General features: G+C 72.1%; 13 protein-coding genes and 1 riboswitch. Of the genes, 8 read left to right on the top strand and 5 right to left on the bottom strand.

What is annotated here, in order from left to right:
- Positions 1-49: 49 nt before the first annotated feature.
- Positions 50-403 (top strand): hypothetical protein, encoded by a 354-nt coding sequence (locus OHB49_RS17805; RefSeq protein WP_030968979.1) that lies wholly within the window; start codon positions 50-52, stop codon positions 401-403.
- 95 nt (positions 404-498) lie between these two features.
- Here the strand turns inward: OHB49_RS17805 and OHB49_RS17800 are convergent, their stop codons facing one another.
- On the bottom strand, positions 499-1644 hold the full coding sequence (locus OHB49_RS17800; RefSeq protein ID WP_329161446.1) for a C40 family peptidase: 1146 nt from the start codon (positions 1642-1644) through the stop codon (positions 499-501).
- A 7-nt stretch (positions 1645-1651) separates the two neighbouring features.
- Positions 1652-1818: riboswitch (cyclic di-AMP (ydaO/yuaA leader) on the bottom strand.
- 258 nt (positions 1819-2076) lie between these two features.
- Here OHB49_RS17800 and pcrA point away from each other — a divergent pair.
- Entirely contained in the window at positions 2077-4530 is a 2454-nt protein-coding gene (gene pcrA / locus OHB49_RS17795) for a DNA helicase PcrA (RefSeq protein ID WP_030968982.1), read from the top strand.
- A gap of 112 nt (positions 4531-4642) precedes the next feature.
- Here pcrA and OHB49_RS17790 read toward each other — a convergent pair whose 3' ends face one another.
- The gene (locus tag OHB49_RS17790) at positions 4643-6163 is read right to left on the bottom strand and encodes a M23 family metallopeptidase (protein ID WP_329161444.1); all 1521 of its coding nucleotides are present in this window, start codon (positions 6161-6163) and stop codon (positions 4643-4645) included.
- A 290-nt stretch (positions 6164-6453) separates the two neighbouring features.
- Entirely contained in the window at positions 6454-7326 is an 873-nt protein-coding gene (locus OHB49_RS17785; protein WP_030968985.1) for an esterase/lipase family protein, read from the bottom strand.
- A gap of 352 nt (positions 7327-7678) precedes the next feature.
- Here OHB49_RS17785 and OHB49_RS17780 point away from each other — a divergent pair, with 352 nt between their 5' ends.
- Positions 7679-8092, top strand: a complete 414-nt coding sequence (locus OHB49_RS17780) for a cobalamin B12-binding domain-containing protein (protein ID WP_030914396.1) — start codon at positions 7679-7681, stop codon at positions 8090-8092.
- 166 nt (positions 8093-8258) lie between these two features.
- On the opposite strand, the gene OHB49_RS17775 is transcribed toward OHB49_RS17780, so the two are convergent.
- The gene (locus OHB49_RS17775; protein WP_329161443.1) at positions 8259-9857 is read right to left on the bottom strand and encodes a DUF5691 domain-containing protein; all 1599 of its coding nucleotides are present in this window, start codon (positions 9855-9857) and stop codon (positions 8259-8261) included.
- 17 nt (positions 9858-9874) lie between these two features.
- A complete protein-coding gene (locus tag OHB49_RS17770; RefSeq protein WP_329161441.1) occupies positions 9875-11275 on the bottom strand; it encodes an SWIM zinc finger family protein in 1401 nt (466 codons plus the stop codon).
- A 128-nt stretch (positions 11276-11403) separates the two neighbouring features.
- Here OHB49_RS17770 and OHB49_RS17765 point away from each other — a divergent pair, with 128 nt between their 5' ends.
- The 5 genes from OHB49_RS17765 to OHB49_RS17745 all read left to right on the top strand — a co-directional run bounded on the left by OHB49_RS17765 (position 11404) and on the right by OHB49_RS17745 (position 18630).
- A complete protein-coding gene (locus OHB49_RS17765; protein ID WP_329161439.1) occupies positions 11404-12516 on the top strand; it encodes an ATP-binding protein in 1113 nt (370 codons plus the stop codon).
- A complete protein-coding gene (locus OHB49_RS17760; RefSeq protein WP_329161437.1) occupies positions 12513-14915 on the top strand; it encodes a DUF5682 family protein in 2403 nt (800 codons plus the stop codon). The genes OHB49_RS17765 and OHB49_RS17760 overlap by 4 nt, the downstream gene beginning before the upstream one ends.
- Positions 14912-16144, top strand: coding sequence for a VWA domain-containing protein (locus OHB49_RS17755; protein WP_443079535.1), 1233 nt, complete (start codon positions 14912-14914; stop codon positions 16142-16144). Before OHB49_RS17760 ends, OHB49_RS17755 begins: the two co-directional genes overlap by 4 nt.
- A 103-nt stretch (positions 16145-16247) precedes the next feature.
- Positions 16248-17306 carry a hypothetical protein gene (locus OHB49_RS17750; RefSeq protein WP_329161435.1) on the top strand — a complete coding sequence of 353 codons (1059 nt, stop codon included), beginning with the start codon at positions 16248-16250 and terminating at the stop codon, positions 17304-17306.
- A gap of 106 nt (positions 17307-17412) precedes the next feature.
- A complete protein-coding gene (locus tag OHB49_RS17745; protein WP_329161433.1) occupies positions 17413-18630 on the top strand; it encodes a hypothetical protein in 1218 nt (405 codons plus the stop codon).
- Positions 18631-18694: the final 64 nt, after the last annotated feature.

Genomic DNA, 18694 nt, shown 5'->3' with positions numbered 1-18694 from the left:
CCCACCTCGCCGGAGAGCGGTGCTATGGCCCCGGCTAGGCTGCGGCCCCATGGACGTACTCATCAATGTCTTCGTCGCGCTGCACATCATCGGTATCGCCGCACTCCTGGGCGGCTTCCTGACCCAGATGAAGGCGATGGGTGCGGGCACCGCCCGCTTCGTCCCGGCGATGCTCCACGGTGCGCTGACCATGCTGGTCACCGGCATCGCACTGGTCGGGCTCAACCAGGCGGACGACCAGCCGGTCAACAACATCAAGATCGGTGTGAAGCTGGCGGTCCTGGTCGTGATCCTCGCGCTGGTGTACGTCAAGCGGGACGAGGAGAAGGTCGAGAAGGGCGTCTTCGCGGCGGTCGGCGGGCTGACGGTCGCCAACATCTTCATCGCGACGCTCTGGACCTGAGCCGGCCGCTGCCGCCCGGGTCGGTCCCTGTCCTTCATGGCGCGAGCCCCCGCCGGATCCTTCCGGCGGGGGCTCGTCGCTGTCCGGGGCCGCGACTACGCGGGCCGCACGCTGCCGTATATCGGCATGTAGTAGATCGACTCCTCGCGGACGTTCGCGCCCGGCTTCGGAGCGTGGATCATCATGCCGTCGCCCTTGTAGATGCCGACGTGGCTGATGTCGTCGTAGAAGAAGACGAGGTCGCCCGGCTGCAGATCCGCCGTCGCGATCCGCGTGCCGATCTTCACCTGGTCCCAGGTGGTGCGGGGTATGTCGACGCCCGCCGCCTTCCAGGCGGCCTGGGTCAGCCCCGAGCAGTCGTACGACGACGGGCCCGTCGCACCCCAGACGTACGGCTTGCCCAACTGGGCGCGGGCGAAGGCGAGGACCTTGTCGGCCTTCGTGGTGGCGCTGCTGTCCGATCCGGTCCCGGTCCCCGTGTCGCCGCCGGATCCGGCCTGGTTCGCGGCCTCCTCGGCCTTACGGTCCGCCTCGGCCTTGGCGGCCGCCTGCTGACGGGCCAGCTCCTCGGCCTTGCGCTTGGCCTCCGCCTCCTTCTTCCGCTCCAGCGCCGCGAGCCGCGCCTTCTCCTCGGCCGTCAGCTTCGACAGCATCGCGCGGGCCTCGCCCAGCTTCTTCTGGACGTTCTCCTTGCTGGTCCGCAGCGTGGCCTGCGACTCGGTGAGCGTCTCCAGACTCTTCGCCGCCTCGGCGCGCTTCTTCGACGCCGCGGCCTGCTGCGTACGGAAGTCCGTGACCGCCTTCTGCTGTCGGCCCGCCATCCGGGCCATCAGCTGGTTCTCGTCGAAGTACGACTGCGGGTCGTCGGCCAGGAAGAAGGTGGCGCTCGGCGCGATGGAGCCGGTGCGGTACTGAGCCGCCGCGTAGTTGCCGAGCGCCCTGCGCGCATCGTTCAGCTTGCCGGCACGCTTCGCGACGTCGTCCAGCAGCGCGTCGACCTTGCCCCGCTGCGCGGCGGAGGCCTCCTTCGCCTGGTTGTACTGCTGGGTCGCGGTGCCCGCCTGCCGGTAGAGGTCGTCGACCTTCTTCTGCACGTCCTCGATGCTGGGCTTCGGCGAGGCCGGGGCGGCCGTGGCGCTCTGTGTGGAGAGCAGGGTCACACCCGCCAGGGCGGCCGTCGTGAGCCCGACGGCGGGCGTGGTGGAGCGCACCCGGGTGCGCGGTTTGCGATGCGACGCCAAGGCCGGCATCTCCTTCCGTGGACCGCCTACCGGGTTAGCTGTCGGGTTCGGGCGGAACGGAAGGCTGCCCTACGGTCCGGATGTGGAGATATGGACCGATTCACCCCGGTGATGCATGTGGGTCCCCGGCTCCGAACTCCCGCGAGGGCAGCCCGGATTCGGCGTGGGGGCCCGCGCGGCGTGGTTCGCCTCAGGGGGTACGGGCCGCCCGACCGAGCACGCTAGCCAACCCGTGGTGCTGCTGTGAAGGTTGATGTTCGATATGCCCGATACATTTTCGTGACCTTGGCGACGGGGGCCGGGGTGCGGGCCGCGCGGCCCCCTCCTCCCTTACGCGGTGTGGGCGCGCGGTCTCCGTATGTGCCCGTGCGCCGGGTGCGGTTCGCCATGCGGCCGCACGGTGTCGGTGCGGCGGCCTAGACTCGTCAAGCGATGAGCAGCCTCTTTGACGACAGCTTCCTGGCCGGCCTCCAGCACTCGGAGGAAGAGCCCCCGCCGCCCCCCGAGGACTCCGCACCCGAAGCGGTGCCGGAGGACCTCTTCGCGGGCGTGTTCGACGCGCCCCCGCCGTCCAGGGACGCGTACTACCGGGACGGCGCCCACCGCCCCGTCATCGACGCCGCCGCCCTGCTCGACGGGTTGAACACCGAGCAGCGCGCCGCCGTCGTGCACGCAGGGTCGCCGCTGCTCATCGTGGCCGGAGCCGGCTCCGGCAAGACCCGGGTGCTCACCCACCGCATCGCCCATCTGCTGGCCGAGCGCGGGGTGCACCCCGGCCAGATCCTGGCGATCACCTTCACCAACAAGGCCGCGGGCGAGATGAAGGAGCGCGTCGAGCAGCTCGTCGGACCGCGCGCCAACGCCATGTGGGTCATGACGTTCCACAGTGCGTGCGTACGGATCCTGCGCCGTGAGTCGAAGAAGCTCGGCTTCACCTCGTCGTTCTCGATCTACGACGCCGCCGACTCCAAGCGGCTGATGGCCCTGGTCTGCCGCGATCTGGACCTCGATCCGAAGCGCTTCCCGCCGAAGTCGTTCACGGCGAAGGTCTCGAACCTGAAGAACGAGCTGATCGACGAGGAGACCTTCGCCGGGCAGGCCGCGGACGGATTCGAGAAGACGCTCGCCCAGGCCTACGCGATGTACCAGTCCCGGCTGCGCGAGGCCAACGCACTGGACTTCGACGACATCATCATGACGACGGTCCACCTGCTCCAGGCGTTCCCCGATGTCGCCGAGCACTACCGCCGCCGCTTCCGGCACGTCCTCGTCGACGAGTACCAGGACACCAACCACGCGCAGTACACGCTCGTACGCGAACTGGTGGGCCCCGCCGGACCGGCCGACGCCCCCGCCGAGCTGTGCGTCGTGGGTGACGCGGACCAGTCGATCTACGCCTTCCGCGGCGCGACCATCCGCAACATCCTCCAGTTCGAGGAGGACTACCCGAACGCGACGACGATCCTGCTGGAGCAGAACTACCGCTCCACGCAGACGATCCTCTCCGCGGCCAACGCGGTCATCGAACGCAACGAGAGCCGCCGCCCCAAGAACCTCTGGACGAACGCGGGCGAGGGCGCCCGGATCACCGGCTATGTCGCCGACACCGAGCACGACGAGGCGCAGTTCGTCGCCGACGAGATCGATCGGCTGACCGACGCGGGCGACGCCAAGGCGGGCGATGTCGCCATCTTCTACCGGACGAACGCGCAGTCCCGCGTCTTCGAAGAGATCTTCATCCGCGTCGGCCTGCCCTACAAGGTCGTCGGCGGCGTGCGCTTCTACGAGCGCAAGGAGGTCCGGGACATCCTGGCCTACCTCCGGGTCCTCGCCAACCCCGAGGACACCGTCCCGCTGCGCCGCATTCTGAACGTGCCGAAGCGCGGCATCGGCGACCGCGCCGAGGCGATGATCGACGCCCTGTCGCTGCGCGAGAAGATCACGTTCCCGCAGGCGCTGCGCCGCGTCGACGAGGCGTACGGGATGGCGGCCCGCTCCGCCAATGCCGTCAAGCGGTTCAACACGCTGATGGAGGAGCTGCGCACGATCGTCGAGTCGGGCGCGGGCCCCGCAGTGGTGCTGGAGGCGGTCCTGGAGCGGACCGGCTATCTCGCGGAACTCCAGGCGTCCACCGACCCGCAGGACGAGACCCGCATCGAGAACCTTCAGGAACTCGCGGCCGTCGCGCTCGAGTTCGAGCAGGAGCGAGGGGAGTCCGACGCAGGGGAAGGCGCGAGTGCGGGCACGCTCGCCGAATTCCTGGAGAAGGTCGCGCTCGTCGCCGACTCCGACCAGATCCCCGACGAGGACACGGACGGCTCCGGTGTCATCACGCTGATGACACTGCACACCGCGAAGGGCCTCGAATTCCCGGTGGTGTTCCTGACCGGCATGGAGGACGGCGTCTTCCCGCACATGCGCGCGCTGGGACAGGTCAAGGAGCTGGAGGAGGAGCGGCGCCTCGCCTATGTCGGGATCACCCGGGCCCGTGAGCGGCTCTATCTGACCCGGGCGGCGATGCGCAGTGCGTGGGGGCAGCCCTCGTACAACCCGCCGTCGCGGTTCCTCGAGGAGATTCCGGACCAGCATCTGCAGTGGAAGCGGACCGGGCCGATGGCGGCCCCGGCCGGACCGACGTCGGGGATCACGTCGTCGCTGTCCTCGTCGCGCTCGCGCTCGGGCCCCTCGGGTTTCGCGACCCGGCGCACCTCGGACAAGCCGACGATCACGCTGGTGGTCGGGGACCGGGTCACGCACGACCAGTTCGGGCTCGGCACGGTGACGGCGGTCGAGGGGATCGGCGACCAGGCGAAGGCGACGGTCGACTTCGGGGACGAACGGCCGAAGAAGCTGCTGCTGCGGTACGCGCCGGTGGAGAAGCTCTAGGAACACCCCGGGGGCACTGACGGCGGTGGTGGCGGGCGCGGGGTGCCTGCCACCAGGGTGCCTGTCACCGGGCGGGCGCCTGCCACCTCTGGCCGTGGATCGTTGCGGCTGCTCAGGTCGGGTCGAGGCCGTGGCTGCGGAGCCAGGGCAGCGGGTCTATGGCCGCGCCGCCACCGGGCCGGACCTCGAAGTGCAGGTGCGGGCCCGTGGAGTTCCCGGAGTTCCCGGAGTACGCGATGACGTCACCGGCCTTGACCGGGCCCGAGCGGATCTTGGTGCTGCTGAGGTGGCAGTACCAGGTCTCGGTGCCGTCGGCCGTGGTGACGATGGCCATGTTCCCGTAGGCGCTGTTCCACTGGGTGCGTACGGTGCCGTCCGTCGCGGCCATCACCGGAGTGCCGTAGGAGACGGGGAAGTCGATGCCCGTGTGCACGGACATCCAGTTGACGCCTGCCTGGCCGAAGTAGGCGCTGAGGCCGTGCTGCGCGACCGGCAGGAGGAACTTGGGCCGCAGAGCCTCCTTGCGCGCGGCCTCTTCCTCGCGCTTCTTCTTCTCGGCCGCCTGCCGCTCCTTCAGGTCGATGCGCTCCTGGGTACGGCTGGCGCGGTCGGCGAAGTTCTCCGCGTCGGCGCTGAGGTTGGCGAGCTGGGTGTCCAGCTTGTTGTTCGCGGCGACCGGCTTGACGGTGCCGGGGTCGGCGGCCGCCATCGACATGGTGTCGTCCTTCTCCTCGCCGCTGCCGAGCCCGCCGACGGAGGCGGCGGCGATACCGGCGACGCTCATCACGCAGGCGGAGGGAACGGCGACGGTGAGGAGCGCGGAACGCTTCGCGGGGGTGCGACGCCGACTGCGGCTGCCGCCACGGGTGCTGGGGCGGCTTACGGGACGGGGGACGTCGCCGTCGCTGCGGCCCGCCGCGCGGTCCGTGTCGAGGTCGTCGCTGTCGTCGCGGCCACCGTCGCTGTCGTCGATGTTGTCGGTGTCGCCGGTCAGGTCCGTTTCGGGCAGGCTGAACTCGGCGGTGCGGTAGGGCTCGTACGGATCGTAGGAACCCTGGTCCGCGTACGACTCGTACGCCTCATGCGCCTCGTAGGACTCCTGGGCGCCATGGGCAGTTTGTTCGGGTTCGTACGACTCCTGCGTGGTATGGGCAGTTTGCGCGGTTTGCTGATCGTGTTCGGGCGTGGCGCCGGTGTTCCAGGCGGTGGCGTCGTATGCGCCGGTGTCGTAGGCGGCCGTCCCGGCTGTCGCCCACTGGCCGTCCTGATACCAGCCGTTGGTGTCCCACTGGCCCGAAGAATCCGGGGCGCCGCCCTGTGCGGGAATGCCGCCGGCATCCGGCATCCAGGTAGCGGTGGTGGCGTACTGCTGCGGCTGCTGGGTCCCGTACGCGGCATAGGGGTCGTACGCGGCGGTCTGATGCGCGCCGGCGTCCCACTGACTTGAGTCGTACTGGCCGCTGTATCCGGCCTGTCCGGTGTCGTAACCGCCGTCGTAACCGTTGTAGCCGGTGGTGTCGTACGTGCCGTCGTAGCTGCCCGGGAGGGAGCCGAAGAGCGGGTCGTTGTCGAAGCTGCCCGTGGAGTGGCTGTCGTAACCGACATACCCGGCGTGGGGGTGCTGGTCGTTCACCAACTTCTCTCTCGCCTCGGCAGCAGGACCTGGGTCTGGGTCCGGTGGGGGATCCAGGGGAAAGCAGTGGCCGCGACTGTACCCGCCGGTATGCGACGCCGACAATCTTCGCCAGGTTCCGGCCGCTCAGGAAACGGGCAATCGGCCGTCTTTCGACGGACTGTGCACAGAGCTTTGGCTCTATGTTCGAAACGCGTTCTATTTGTGGGCCTGTCCCGGCGGCCCGGAGCGCGGGTGGGCGACCCTCATCGCGGCGTGGCGGCCTTGCGTGGCGAGGATTCCCGTCTTTCTCAGGCCACCGACGCGGTACCCGCGAGTCCGGGGGCCGCTTCCGGGGACTCGAGCGCCTGGCGGATCCCGGCGGCGACCGCCGGGTGGACCGGCAGCGCGAGATGGCCGATCCCGCTGACGCGTACGTTCTGGGCATCGAGGTCCGGATGGTCGATGCAGGCCGCCTCGGCCGGGACGATCACTTGGTCCAGCTCGCTCCAGAAACTCACGAACCGGGTCCGGCAGCCGGGCGCGGGCCGGCGCAGTTCCTCGATCGGGGCGGAACCGCTGCGCATCTGGCGCACGATCGGATGCGCACTGGCCATCGGGGCGACGGCCGTGCCGCCGTGCGGGGTGCCGAGAGTGACCAGGGTGCGGACCCGTCGGTCACCGCCGAGTCGCTGCACGTAATAGCGGGCTATCAGGCCACCGAGGCTGTGCCCGACGATGTCGACCTCATGGTGCCCGGTGCGGCCGCAGATCTCCTCGACGTGCCGGCCGAGCAGTTCGGCGGCCGTACGGATGTCGCAGGTCAGCGGCGAGTAGTTGAGGGACTCCAGATGGTGCCAGCCGTGCCGGGTGAGGGAGCGGCGCAGCAGGACGAAGACGGAGCGGTTGTCGATGAACCCGTGGAGCAGGACGACGGGCGGCCGGTCGGGGGTCTCGACGGGAAGGGCCGGGGTACCGGCCGGTGCGGTGGACGGCTCGAGGGGCGGCTCGGACGGGCGCGCGGGGTCCCGTCGCTCGCTGGTGATGCCCGCGGGGTAGAGGAGGACATGCCCGGCGAGCACGATCAGCTCCAGTGCGGTGGCCCTCAGCAGCGCCGATGACAGCCAGGTGCGTCGCAGGCAGGGCTCGCGCAGCATCGTTGGAAGGAAAGGCAGGACCTTCATGACCCTCATGGCCGACCTCCTGCTCGGCGCACGGGGAGGCGGCTCCGGTCCCCGTATGCCCTCATGGGCGCCGTGGCAGAGGTGTGAACGGGGGCTGGTCGGGCCCCTGGTGCCGTACCGCCGTGCCGTGCGGCTGGCGGCGCGGTGGTACGGCGGCCTCGTAGCGGCTCCCCTGGCGTCCGTCCCGCGCGGCGGGTGTCGCGTGATGCGGGAACGGAGCCTGGCGAACATGTCCCAGATGTGATTTCCCCCTCCCGGTCCACCGCGAAACGGCGGGTTGCGGGATGCTGTCGATAACGTTCGTTCACATCCCTGGCCCTTTCAGGCACGGGAGACGCATGTGGAGGCAGTGATGGGTGTGACCGGTCCGATCCGTGTGGTGGTGGCCAAGCCGGGCCTCGACGGCCATGACCGCGGCGCCAAGGTGATCGCGCGGGCACTGCGCGACGCCGGTATGGAGGTCATCTACACCGGGCTCCACCAGACGCCCGAGCAGATCGTGGACACCGCGATCCAGGAGGACGCCGACGCGATCGGCCTCTCGATCCTCTCCGGCGCGCACAACACGCTCTTCGCCAAGGTGATCGAGCTGCTCAAGGAGCGCGACGCGGAGGACATCAAGGTGTTCGGCGGCGGCATCATTCCGGAGGCGGACATCGCGCCGCTGAAGGAACAGGGCGTCGCGGCGATCTTCACCCCGGGAGCGACGACGGCGTCGATCGTCGACTGGGTGAATGCGAACGTCCGCCAGCCCGCAGAAGCCTGACCCCGGCCGAGGGCGGCCCAGGCCCGCCCCAGCCGGGTCGACGCCCGCCCCGGCCCGCCTGTCGCGTCTCCCGCGGCACGCGGTCCGGCGGCCCTGTGGGCTGGGGAGGAATCCAGGGCCCGCGCAAACCCCCGCCCTTCCGGCCGCACCAGCCCCCGAGGCCCGCCTACGCGGTCTCCGCCCCCAGCTCCGCATCCATCGCCGCGCGCAGCCGCAGCGTGGAGACCAGGCGCCGGAACGCCTCCGACCAGTAGCCGGCCGCGCCCGGTGACGCGTTTTCCGGCTCGTCCGGGGTGGTCGTGAGGACCTCCAGGCGGTCCGCCTCCGCCGGATTCAGGCAGCGCTCGGCCAGCCCCATGACGCCGCTGAAGCTCCATGGGTAACTACCGGCTTCGCGGGCGATGTCGAGCGCGTCGACGACCGATCTGCCGAGCGGCTCCGCCCAGGGGACCGGGCAGACGCCCAGGAGCTGGAACGCCTCCGACAGACCGTGCGCGGCGACGAAATCGGCCACCCACGCGGCCCGTTCCGCGCCGGGCAGCGTGGCGAGAAGCTTCGACCGCTCGGCGAGCGACGCCGTGCCGGGCCCGTTCGACGGGGGGAGCGAAGGGGCGCCGAGCAGCGCGCGCGCCCACTGCGGGTCGCGCTGCCGCACCGCCGCCCGGCACCAGGCGGCGTGCAGCTCCTCGCCCCAGCCGTCGGCGACGGGCAGGGCGACGATCTCCTGCGCCGTACGCCCGCCGAACCGCGCCGGCCAGACGGACAGCGGGGTCGCCTCCACCAACTGGCCGAGCCACCACGATCGTTCGCCCCGTCCGGACGGTGGCACCGACACCACGCCGTCGCGCTGCATCGCGGCGTCGCATTCGTGCGGCGCCTCCACGGCGACGGTCGCGGCGCCCGCTGTCAGGTCAGGGTTCACGCACGACGACGCGCGGGCCGCCATCCGTCCGGCCAGCGCCGACTCCGGCAGTGCGGACAGCAACTCGGCGGCCGTCGCGCGCACATTGCGGCTGCGGTCGGAGAGGGCCTGCTCCAGGAAGGGTTCGTCCGCTGCGGACAGCCCGGCGCGCAACGAGTCCAGGAACATCAGCCGGTCCTCGGCGCGCTCCGTCGGCCACGTGCTGGTCAGCAGCGTCAGCGCACCACCCGGATCGTGCGCCCGTACGGCCCCGAGGAGGGCGACGCGCTCGGCGAACAGACCCTCCTCCCACAGCCGGCGCACCGCATCGGCGTCGGCCACATCGGGCAGCAGCGAGCTTCCCGGCGAGCCGCGCAGCGCGAACTTCCACTCGGGGTTCAGGCCGGCCAGCCACAGCCCCCGCGGCCCGGCGAACGCCAGAGCCTGCGGCCGCAGGTCGGTACGTGCCCGGGCCGCGTCCAGCAGGGGTGGCAGCAGCGACGCCGGGGCCCGGAAACCGCGCTGATCGGCGGCGGCCAGCCACTGCGGGATCAACTCCGTGAGATCGGGTGCCGCGCCGCGCCGGCCGCCCGCACCGCTGCTCGCCGATCGGTCGGCGAGCAGTTGGGCGAGCCTTCGGCGCGCGGCGGGCGGCAGGGGCGGCCGCGGGTCGGCGGGCGCCGTCCCGGGCCGGGCGGCCGCAGCCGCGGGCCGCAGCCCGGCCCTGCGTCGCACCGTGTGCAGCGCCGCCGCATCCAGCAGCGCGATCGGCCCCGGCCCGGCTCCCGACGCGAGCGGTCGGCGGTCGGTGCCGAGCAGCGCCGATGTGACGAGCTCTTCCCATGCGGTGGTCGTACTGGGCATCGGTCCTCCTCCAGGGGTCAGATGAGCGGCACGGTCTCGGCCGCACCGTCGTCGGAACTGTCGGCCCAGGCCGCGAGCGGGTCGAAGCCACGGTGGCCGCATTCGCCGAAGACCGTGACCGGAGCGCCGCCGGAGATCGCCACGAGCTTCCACAGACCTGGCCGGGACAGCGCCGAGGGGGCGACGGGCAGGGCCGTATCGCCTGCCGCGTCCACCAGTTGCCAGCCGTCGCTCGACGGCACCGGTATGACCCCGCACAGGGTGACCGGCCAGGACTCCAGCCAGGGGTCGTCCCGCAGGGCACGCCCGTAAGCGGCGACCGCGGCCGTCGCCGTGGAGCCCGGCGGGGGAGTGCCGGTCGGCACCGGCGCACCGAACTGCCCTCCCAGCTCCGCCCTCAGCTGCCCGGCCCCTCGATACGGCGTGAGCTCGGCGTCGATGGTGACGCCCACCGGCAGGGCCTGGCCCGGGGAGCGTCCGGCCGCCCCGAAGGACAGCAGCAGTGCGGTGCGGCCCGAGTCCCTTCCGTACAGCCAGATCCGGCGCGTGACGATCTTGCCGTCCGGGGTGTCGTACTGGGCGAGGACCAGCCAGTGGTCGCGGACCGGTGGGCCATCGGCGGAGGCCGTCAGCCCCACTCGCGTGCGGACCGTCGCCGCCAGCGGCTCCGGCAGCCGGTCGATGCCGAGCCATGCGGTGTCCAGCAGATGCAGCAGCGCACACTCCTCGAGCAGCCGCACCGGCCAGCCGGGACCGGACGCCGGGATCGCCCCCAACTCCCTTACCCGGCCCGCCAGTCCCGGCGCCTGGGCGTCGACCATGCGGGCCGCCGTCTCCTCCCACAGCCCGTACCCAGCCTGATCGGCCGCCGCCAGGCCTCCGCGCAGCAGATCCGTCAGCCGCTGCTCCAACTCCTGGGCGCCGCCGGTGATCCGCTCGGCCCGGCGCTCGGCTCGCCGCCTCGCGGCCGCCGGGTCGGCCGGGCCCGCACCGGCGCCGACCGCGCCGCCTCCGGCCGGCTCGGCCTTCTGCGCCGCCCGTCTGCGACGGCCGTCCAGCCACTCCCCGGCCCAGTCCGGCACCTCCGCCGGTCCGAGCGCCGCCTCGTCCGAAGCCCAGAGCAGCATCAGCCCCAGCGCGTGCTTGCACGGGAACTTCCGGCTGGGGCAGCTGCACTTGTACGCGGGGCCCGTCGTATCGACCACCGTCCGGTACGGCTTGCTCCCGCTTCCCTTGCACAGCCCCCACACCGCACCCGATCCGTTGCAGCCCGCGCCGGACCACGGACCGGCCGAACCGAGCCTGCCGCCGGCCCTGCGTGACGATTCGTCAGGAGCCAGGGCCAGGACCTGCTCCACCGTCCAGCGCACCACCGGAGCCGCGGTGCGCAAGGGTTCTCCCCCGTGAGTTAGCAGCATGGCAACGACGGTAGGGCGCGGCACTGACAATCGCTCCGACCTGCGGAAAGGCTGTGGGAAGGGTCGATTGTCAGTGGCGTGGTGCACGGTGGGAACCACATCCGGTCGACCGATCTGGAGGGGGATCCATGACCGTGTCCGAAACCACCGCCGGCGTCCGTGCAGAGGCTCTGCGCCCGCACGCCGAGGACGCTTTCGCCGACGAGCTGAAGGCGCTCGCGGCCGCCGACGACCGCCCGCGGCCCGAGCGTTGGAAGCTGTCGCCCTGGGCCGTGGCCACCTATCTGCTCGGCGGCGTTCTGCCGGACGGGGCAGTGATCACACCCAAATATGTGGGCCCGCGCCGCCTCGTCGAGGTCGCCGTGACGACGCTCGCCACCGACCGCGCCCTGCTGCTCCTCGGCGTTCCCGGCACCGCCAAGACATGGGTCTCCGAGCATCTCGCGGCCGCCGTCAGCGGCGACTCGACCCTGCTGGTCCAGGGCACGGCGGGCACGCCCGAGGAAGCCGTACGTTACGGGTGGAACTACGCCCAGTTGCTGGCGCACGGGCCCAGCCGCGACGCACTTGTGCCCAGCCCGCTGATGCGTGCGATGTCCGAGGGCATGACCGCGCGGATCGAGGAGCTCACCCGTATCCCTGCCGATGTGCAGGACTCGCTCATCACGATCCTGTCGGAGAAGACGCTTCCGCTGCCCGAGCTGGGCCAGGAGGTCCAGGCCGTCCGCGGGTTCAACGTCATCGCGACGGCCAACGACCGCGACCGCGGGGTCAACGAGCTGTCCAGTGCCCTGCGCCGCCGGTTCAACACGGTCGTCCTGCCGCTGCCCGCCACGCCCGACGCCGAGGTCGACATCGTGTCCCGGCGCGTCGACCAGATCGGGCGCTCGCTCGATCTGCCGGCCGCCCCCGACGGCATGGTCGAGATCCGCCGGGTGGTCACGGTCTTCCGTGAACTGCGGGACGGCCTCACGACCGACGGCCGCACCAAGCTCAAGTCCCCTTCGGGCACGCTGTCGACGGCCGAGGCCATCTCCGTCGTCACCAACGGCCTGGCGCTCGCCGCCCACTTCGGCGACGGGGTGCTGCGCCCCGGCGATGTCGCGGCCGGCATCCTCGGCGCCGTCGTCCGGGACCCTGCGGCGGACCGGGTGGTCTGGCAGGAGTACCTGGAGACGGTGGTCCGCGAGCGGGACGGCTGGAAGGACTTCTACCGCGCCTGCCGCGAGGTCTCCGCGTGACCGGGGCCGCGCCCGCCGCCGGGCCGCTGCTGCTCGGGATCCGGCACCACGGTCCCGGATCGGCCCGCGCGGTCCGTGCCGCGCTGGATGCCGCCGGACCTCGGGCCGTCCTCATCGAGGGGCCGCCCGAGGGCGACGCACTGCTGTCGCTCGCCGCCGACGAGCGGATGCGACCACCGGTGGCGCTGCTCGCCCATGCGGTGGACGACCCGGGCCGGGCGGCGTTCTGGCCGTTCGCCGAGTTCTCGCCCGAGTGGGTCGCGATCCGCTGGGCGCTCCGCCACGACGTGCCGGTCCGCTTCATCGACCTGCCCGCGGCGCACTCCCTGGCCATGACGGACTCCCCGGACCCGGGTGCGGACCACGACCACGAGCAGGAACAGGGGCGAGCGGGTGACGCTGACGCAGCCGGGGCGGTGGCCGCGCCTCCGATCGACCCCATCGGGGTCCTTGCCGAGGCCGTCGGGTACGACGACCCCGAGCGCTGGTGGGAGGACGTCGTCGAGCACCGCGCACCGGACGGGCGGCTCGTCGACCCGCGGGCCCCGTTCGCCGCGCTCGGCGAGGCGATGACGGCGCTTCGTGAGGTGTACGGGGACGGCGGGCACCCCCGTGACGCAGTCCGCGAGGCGTACATGCGGATCCAACTGCGCACCGCAAGAAAGGAGTTCGGGGATGATGTGGTCGTCGTCTGCGGAGCCTGGCATGTGCCCGCGCTCAAAGCGAGGACGACCGTCACCGCCGACAGGGCCCTTCTCAAGGGGCTGCCCAAGGTCAAGGCCGAGCTGACCTGGGTGCCCTGGACCCATAGGCGGCTCGCCCGGCACAGCGGTTACGGGGCGGGGATCGACTCGCCCGGTTGGTACGGGCACCTCTTCGGCGCCCCCGACCGGCCGATCGAACGGTGGATGACCAAGGTCGCCGGACTCCTGCGCGACGAGGACCGGTTCGTGTCGTCCGCCCATGTCATCGAGGCCGTGCGGCTCGCCGGGACCCTCGCGGCCCTGCGCGGCCGGCCGCTCGCCGGGCTGAGCGAGACGACCGACGCGATCCGGGCCGTGATGTGCGAGGGCTCCGATGTGCCGCTGGCGCTCGTACAGGACCGGCTCATCGTCGGCGAGACGCTCGGAGAGGTGCCGGACACCGCCCCCGCCGTGCCGTTGCAGCGCGACCTCGCTCGGCTCCAGCGCACGCTGCGGCTCAAACCGGAGGCGGTGGAGCGGGAGTTGGAGCTCGACCTCCGCAAGGAAACCGACGCGGCCCGCAGCCGCCTGCTGCACCGGCTCCGGCTCCTCGCCGTCGGATGGGGCGAACCGGCCGTCGGCCGGGGGAGCACCGGCACGTTCCGGGAGAGCTGGCGGCTGCGCTGGGAGCCCGAGCTGTACGTACAGGTCGCCGAGGCCGGGATCTGGGGCACCACCGTGCTGACCGCCGCGACCGCCAAAGCGGAATCCGAGGCCGGGTCGGCGACCGCGCTCGCCGAGGTCACCGCGCTCGCCGAGCGCTGCCTCCTCGCCGAACTGCCCGACGCGCTGCCCGTCGTGATGCGGGCGCTCGCCGACCGGGCCGCGCTCGACGCCGACGTCGGCCACCTCGCCGACGCGCTGCCCGCCCTGGCCCGCACCCTGCGGTACGGGGACGTACGGTCCACGGACACGGCGGCGCTCGGCGAGGTGGCGGCCGGGCTCGCCGAGCGGATCTGCGTCGGACTGCCGCCCGCCTGCACCGGACTCGACGCCGACGGCGCGGCCGAACTGCGCCGCCAGGTGGACGGGGTGCACACCGCGATCGGGCTGCTCGCCGGTGCGGTACCGGCGGACGGGCTCCGCGAGCGCTGGACGGCCGTGCTGCACAAGCTGGCCGCCCGGGACACCGTCGCCGGCGTCATCCGGGGTCGCGCGGCCCGGCTGCTGCTCGACGAGGGGCGGCTCGAAGAGGACGACGCGGCACGGCTGATGGGCCTCGCCCTGTCGCCCGGCACGCCCCCGGCCGAAGCGGCGGCCTGGATCGAGGGTTTCGTCGGCGGGGCCGGCGGGGGCGGCATGCTCCTCGTCCACGACGAACGGCTGCTCGGCCTGGTCGACGCCTGGCTGGCCGGCGTCCCCGCGGACACGTTCACCGATGTACTGCCGCTGCTGCGCCGCACCTTCTCGGCCTACGAACCGGGAGTACGGCGCACGCTGGGCGAGCTCGTACGCCGCGGCCCCGCCACCGGCGGGCCGGCCGGGACCGTCACCGGCACGACGGCCCCCGGTTTCGGCCCCGCGCTCGACGAGGAACGGGCGGAGGCGGTGGTGCCCGTACTGCGGCTGCTGCTGGGGCTGGAGGCCGAGGACGCAGAGGGTGCCGACGCGGACACCGTCGACAACGCCGAGGAACCGCTGGGGGCAACAGGATGACGACGGCCACGGACACAGACACATCGAGGTCCGGCGCAGGGGCCGGAAGCGGCGCGGTGGACGGCGAACGGCTGCGGCGCTGGCGCATGGTGCTCGGCGGGGACAGCGCCGAGACCACCGGCTGCACCCTCACCGGACGGGACGCCGCGATGGACGGCGCACTGAACGCGCTGTACGGCGGCGGGGGCAGGCCCGGCGGCCGCGGAGGGAGCGACCGCTCGGCCGGGCTCGGCGGCTCCGCCCCCTCCGTCGCCCGCTGGCTCGGCGACATCCGTACGTACTTCCCCAGCTCCGTCGTCCAGGTCATGCAGCGCGATGCGATCGACCGGCTGGGTCTGTCCGCACTGCTGCTGGAGCCGGAGATGCTGGAGGCCGTCGAGGCGGACGTCCATCTCGTCGGAACGCTGCTCTCGCTCAACAAAGCCATGCCCGAGACGACGAAGGAGACGGCACGAGCCGTCGTACGCAAGGTCGTCGACGACCTGGAGAAGCGGCTCGCCACCCGCACGAGGGCCACGCTGACCGGCGCGCTCGACCGCTCGGCGAAGATCAACAGGCCCCGCCACCGCGACATCGACTGGGACCGCACCATCCGGGCCAACCTCAAGAACTACCTGCCGCTTCCGGGCGGGGACGGAGCCGGCACGGTCATCCCTGAACGACTCATCGGCTACGGGCGGGCCGCGCAGGCGGTGAAGAAGGACGTCATCCTCTGCATCGACCAGTCGGGATCGATGGCCGCGTCCGTCGTCTACGCCTCCGTCTTCGGGGCGGTACTCGCCTCCATGCGGACGCTGCGGACCAGGCTCGTCGTCTTCGACACGGCCGTCGTCGACCTCACGGACCAGCTCGACGACCCCGTCGACGTGCTTTTCGGCACCCAGCTCGGCGGTGGCACCGACATCAACCGGGCACTCGCCTACTGCCAGTCCAGGATCACCCGCCCGGCCGAGACGGTCGTCGTCCTCATCAGCGACCTCTACGAGGGCGGCATCCGCAACGAGATGCTGAAGCGTGTCGCCGCGATGAAGGCCTCCGGTGTGCAGTTCGTGACGCTGCTCGCCCTTTCCGACGAGGGCGCTCCCGCCTACGACCGTGAACACGCGGCGGCGCTCGGCGCCCTGGGCGCGCCGGCGTTCGCGTGCACCCCGGATCTTTTCCCGGAGGTGATGGCCGCGGCACTGGAGAAGAGGCCACTGCCCATACCGGACAAGGAGACCCATCAGTAACAAGGGACTTGCGTCAACCCGGGAGGGTCGTGCAAGCATCGTCCCGTCGTCCGCGGAGGACTGCGTTCCGCACCCCGCGCCATCTGGGAGGGCTCACTCCGACGTGACCGCTGCAACTGTTCGTTCTGTCGCCGACCCGCGCCCGGTGCGCGGGCCGGTCGGCCGGCGCGCGCTGCAGGTGGTGCTGTTCCTCGGCGGACTGCTGGCCCTCGGCCTCATCTTCGGAGCCGAGGCCCACGCGGCGCAGGCACCCGTTCCGTCGCTTCCCGCCGCTGGGACGGCAGTTGCGTACAGGGCCGAGGCGCAGGAAAAGGCCGCCGATGCGGCGGCCGAACCGGTGGTCGTCCCGAAGGCCGAAGCGTCGACGGGGCTCCCGGACGCCTCCGCCCCGGTGCCGACACACGTTCAGGTTCCGGTCGCAGGACCATCGGGCGCGCCGGCTGCTGAAACGCACGCCAGGCCGAGGGCCGCTTCCACCGCCGCCGCTTCCACCACTTCGGCTTCCAGGGCCTCCGCGGCTGCCGACGTCGCCGTCTCCGCCACCTCCACCACCTCCGCCACGACCTCCGTTTCCACCGACTCCGCGACGTCCGTCGCCGTCGCCGGCGCCCGGTCGGTTGTCAGGACGACGCGGGACACCGTCCGGTATCTCGCCCGACCGGTCGGCGAGGCGGTCGAGGGGGTCGGCACGGCCGTCGACAGAGCTGCCGGAGTGCTCCCGAACGTGTGGGTGCTGCCCGCCCGGCTGCTGCTTCCCCTTACAGCCGTCGAGCCCCCTGCCGATGGGCCCCCGGGCCACGGTTCCACCGGCGCCGGCGCGCGCGCTGCCGCACCCGCACCGCGTCCGGTCTGCGGGTACACCTCCGAGGCCGACCAGGGCCGGAACTTCGCCGCCCTGCTGAGGGACACCTCCGCGAGCGGGACGGACAGCCGGGTACCCGCACCGCGGTACGGACCGGCGCCCGAGCGGGCACCCCTCGATCCCCGTGGTGGCTTCGTACACCCCTCCACCACCGAGGCCCATGGGCCACGCGGCGGCGAACACCACGCCGTTCCGTTCGCGGACGGTGCCTCTTTCGGGCTCATGCGCGGTGCCGGTCTTCCGGCGACCGTCGCCCCGATGCGTGCCAGGTCCGGCGACATCCTCGAATTCCCCGGCTAGGGCAGGCCGTTCCCCCGCCTCGACCTGCCGCGCGGGGGCGGAACAGGTCTGCCCGCTGTCCGGACGACTCCGGACCGTCGAAACGTATTCGAAGGATCTGACACACATGCACCAGAACATCCGCCGTTCCATAGCGGTCGCCGCCACGGCCACCGGAATGTGGGCCCTCGGGACCGCCGTAGCCAGTGCGGACGAGCTGCCCGTCTCCGTTCCGCTCTCCACCCCCGACAACGCGGCCGACGCGGCCGACGGGATCGCGGAGCTCAAGGACACCGTGAAGACGGAGACCACCGGGGCGAAGGCAGCTGCCGGGGCCGTGGTCGCGCAGGCGACGTCCGGCCCGGGCGCCAAGGCCGCTCGGCAGGTCGACCGCGTGACGGGCGGCCTCGAGCACCAGGTCACCGGCGTCACAGGCAAGCTCACGGGCGCCGTCGACCGCGCCGACGGCGTGGACGTCCAGGACGCACAGGCCGTACAGGACCTGTCCGGTCTGTCCGGCACAAACGCCCTGCAGGACCTGCAGGGCCTCCCCGGCTACGACGTCCCGGCCGCGCCCGACGCGCCGATCGACTACCTCTTCGGCCCGATCGAGCAGATCCCGGGCTACGCGCAGAGCACCGCCGCCGGTGCCGCGACCACCGCGCAGGGCACCGTCCGGGGCGCGGCCCAGGGTGCTCTCACGGAGGCCGGGCCGGTCGTCGGTCAGACCTCCGACGCCGTGCTCCCGCCCATCGTCGCCGAGGCGGTCTCCGCGGTGCTGCCGGTCGTCGACCAGGCGCTCGGAGACGTCGGCACCCTCGTTCAGGGTGTGGTCTCCGAGGTCGCCCCGTTCGCCGACGGCGTCGTCGAGCAGGCCGCCCTGCCCTTCGTGCACGGCGTCACGGCCGAGGTCCAGCCGCTGACGTACGGCGCGGTCGGCGCGGTGCAGCCGTTCGCCGGGGGTGTTGTCTCCGACGTGCAGCCCTTCGCCGGGAGCGTCGTCTCCGAGGTGCAGCCGTTCGCCGGGGCGGTCGTCTCCGACGTGCAGCCGTTCGCGGGGGGTGTCGTCTCCGAGGTGCAGCCGTTGGCTCAAGGGCTGACCGGGGATGCGGTCGCCCCGTTCGCACAGGGCGTCGCGACCCAGGTGATGCCGCTGGCGCAGGGTGTCGGCGCGCGGGTGCAGCCGTTCGCGGGCGGCCTGGTGGGCACGGCGGACGGTGACGCGCGCCCGGCCGTCGACAACGTGGCGCACGGTGCGCAGGGTCTGACATCGGTCGCCCCCGACTTCGTCACCGACGTGGTGCCGTCCTTCACCGCTCCGGAGTACCCGGCCCAGGGGATCTGAGACCTCTCGGACCTCTGAGGGCAGTCCCCGGCCCGTCGCCGGGCGGTTCCCCGTCGTGTTCGGA

Origin of the sequence: Streptomyces sp. NBC_01717 (assembly GCF_036248255.1) — a bacterium.
Taxonomy (GTDB): domain Bacteria; phylum Actinomycetota; class Actinomycetes; order Streptomycetales; family Streptomycetaceae; genus Streptomyces.
Note: the sequence above shows the minus strand (reverse complement) of the source record. Positions and strands in the feature narration are given on the sequence as shown.

Coding starts and splice junctions, on each gene's coding strand:
- OHB49_RS17765 (WP_329161439.1), top strand. CDS start 11,404: ATGACCGTGTCCGAAACCACCGCCGGCGTCCGTGCAGAGGCTCTGCGC.
- OHB49_RS17770 (WP_329161441.1), bottom strand. CDS start 11,275: ATGCTGCTAACTCACGGGGGAGAACCCTTGCGCACCGCGGCTCCGGTG.
- OHB49_RS17785 (WP_030968985.1), bottom strand. CDS start 7,326: ATGAAGGTCCTGCCTTTCCTTCCAACGATGCTGCGCGAGCCCTGCCTG.
- OHB49_RS17745 (WP_329161433.1), top strand. CDS start 17,413: ATGCACCAGAACATCCGCCGTTCCATAGCGGTCGCCGCCACGGCCACC.
- pcrA (WP_030968982.1), top strand. CDS start 2,077: ATGAGCAGCCTCTTTGACGACAGCTTCCTGGCCGGCCTCCAGCACTCG.
- OHB49_RS17805 (WP_030968979.1), top strand. CDS start 50: ATGGACGTACTCATCAATGTCTTCGTCGCGCTGCACATCATCGGTATC.
- OHB49_RS17755 (WP_443079535.1), top strand. CDS start 14,912: ATGACGACGGCCACGGACACAGACACATCGAGGTCCGGCGCAGGGGCC.
- OHB49_RS17780 (WP_030914396.1), top strand. CDS start 7,679: ATGGGTGTGACCGGTCCGATCCGTGTGGTGGTGGCCAAGCCGGGCCTC.
- OHB49_RS17775 (WP_329161443.1), bottom strand. CDS start 9,857: ATGCCCAGTACGACCACCGCATGGGAAGAGCTCGTCACATCGGCGCTG.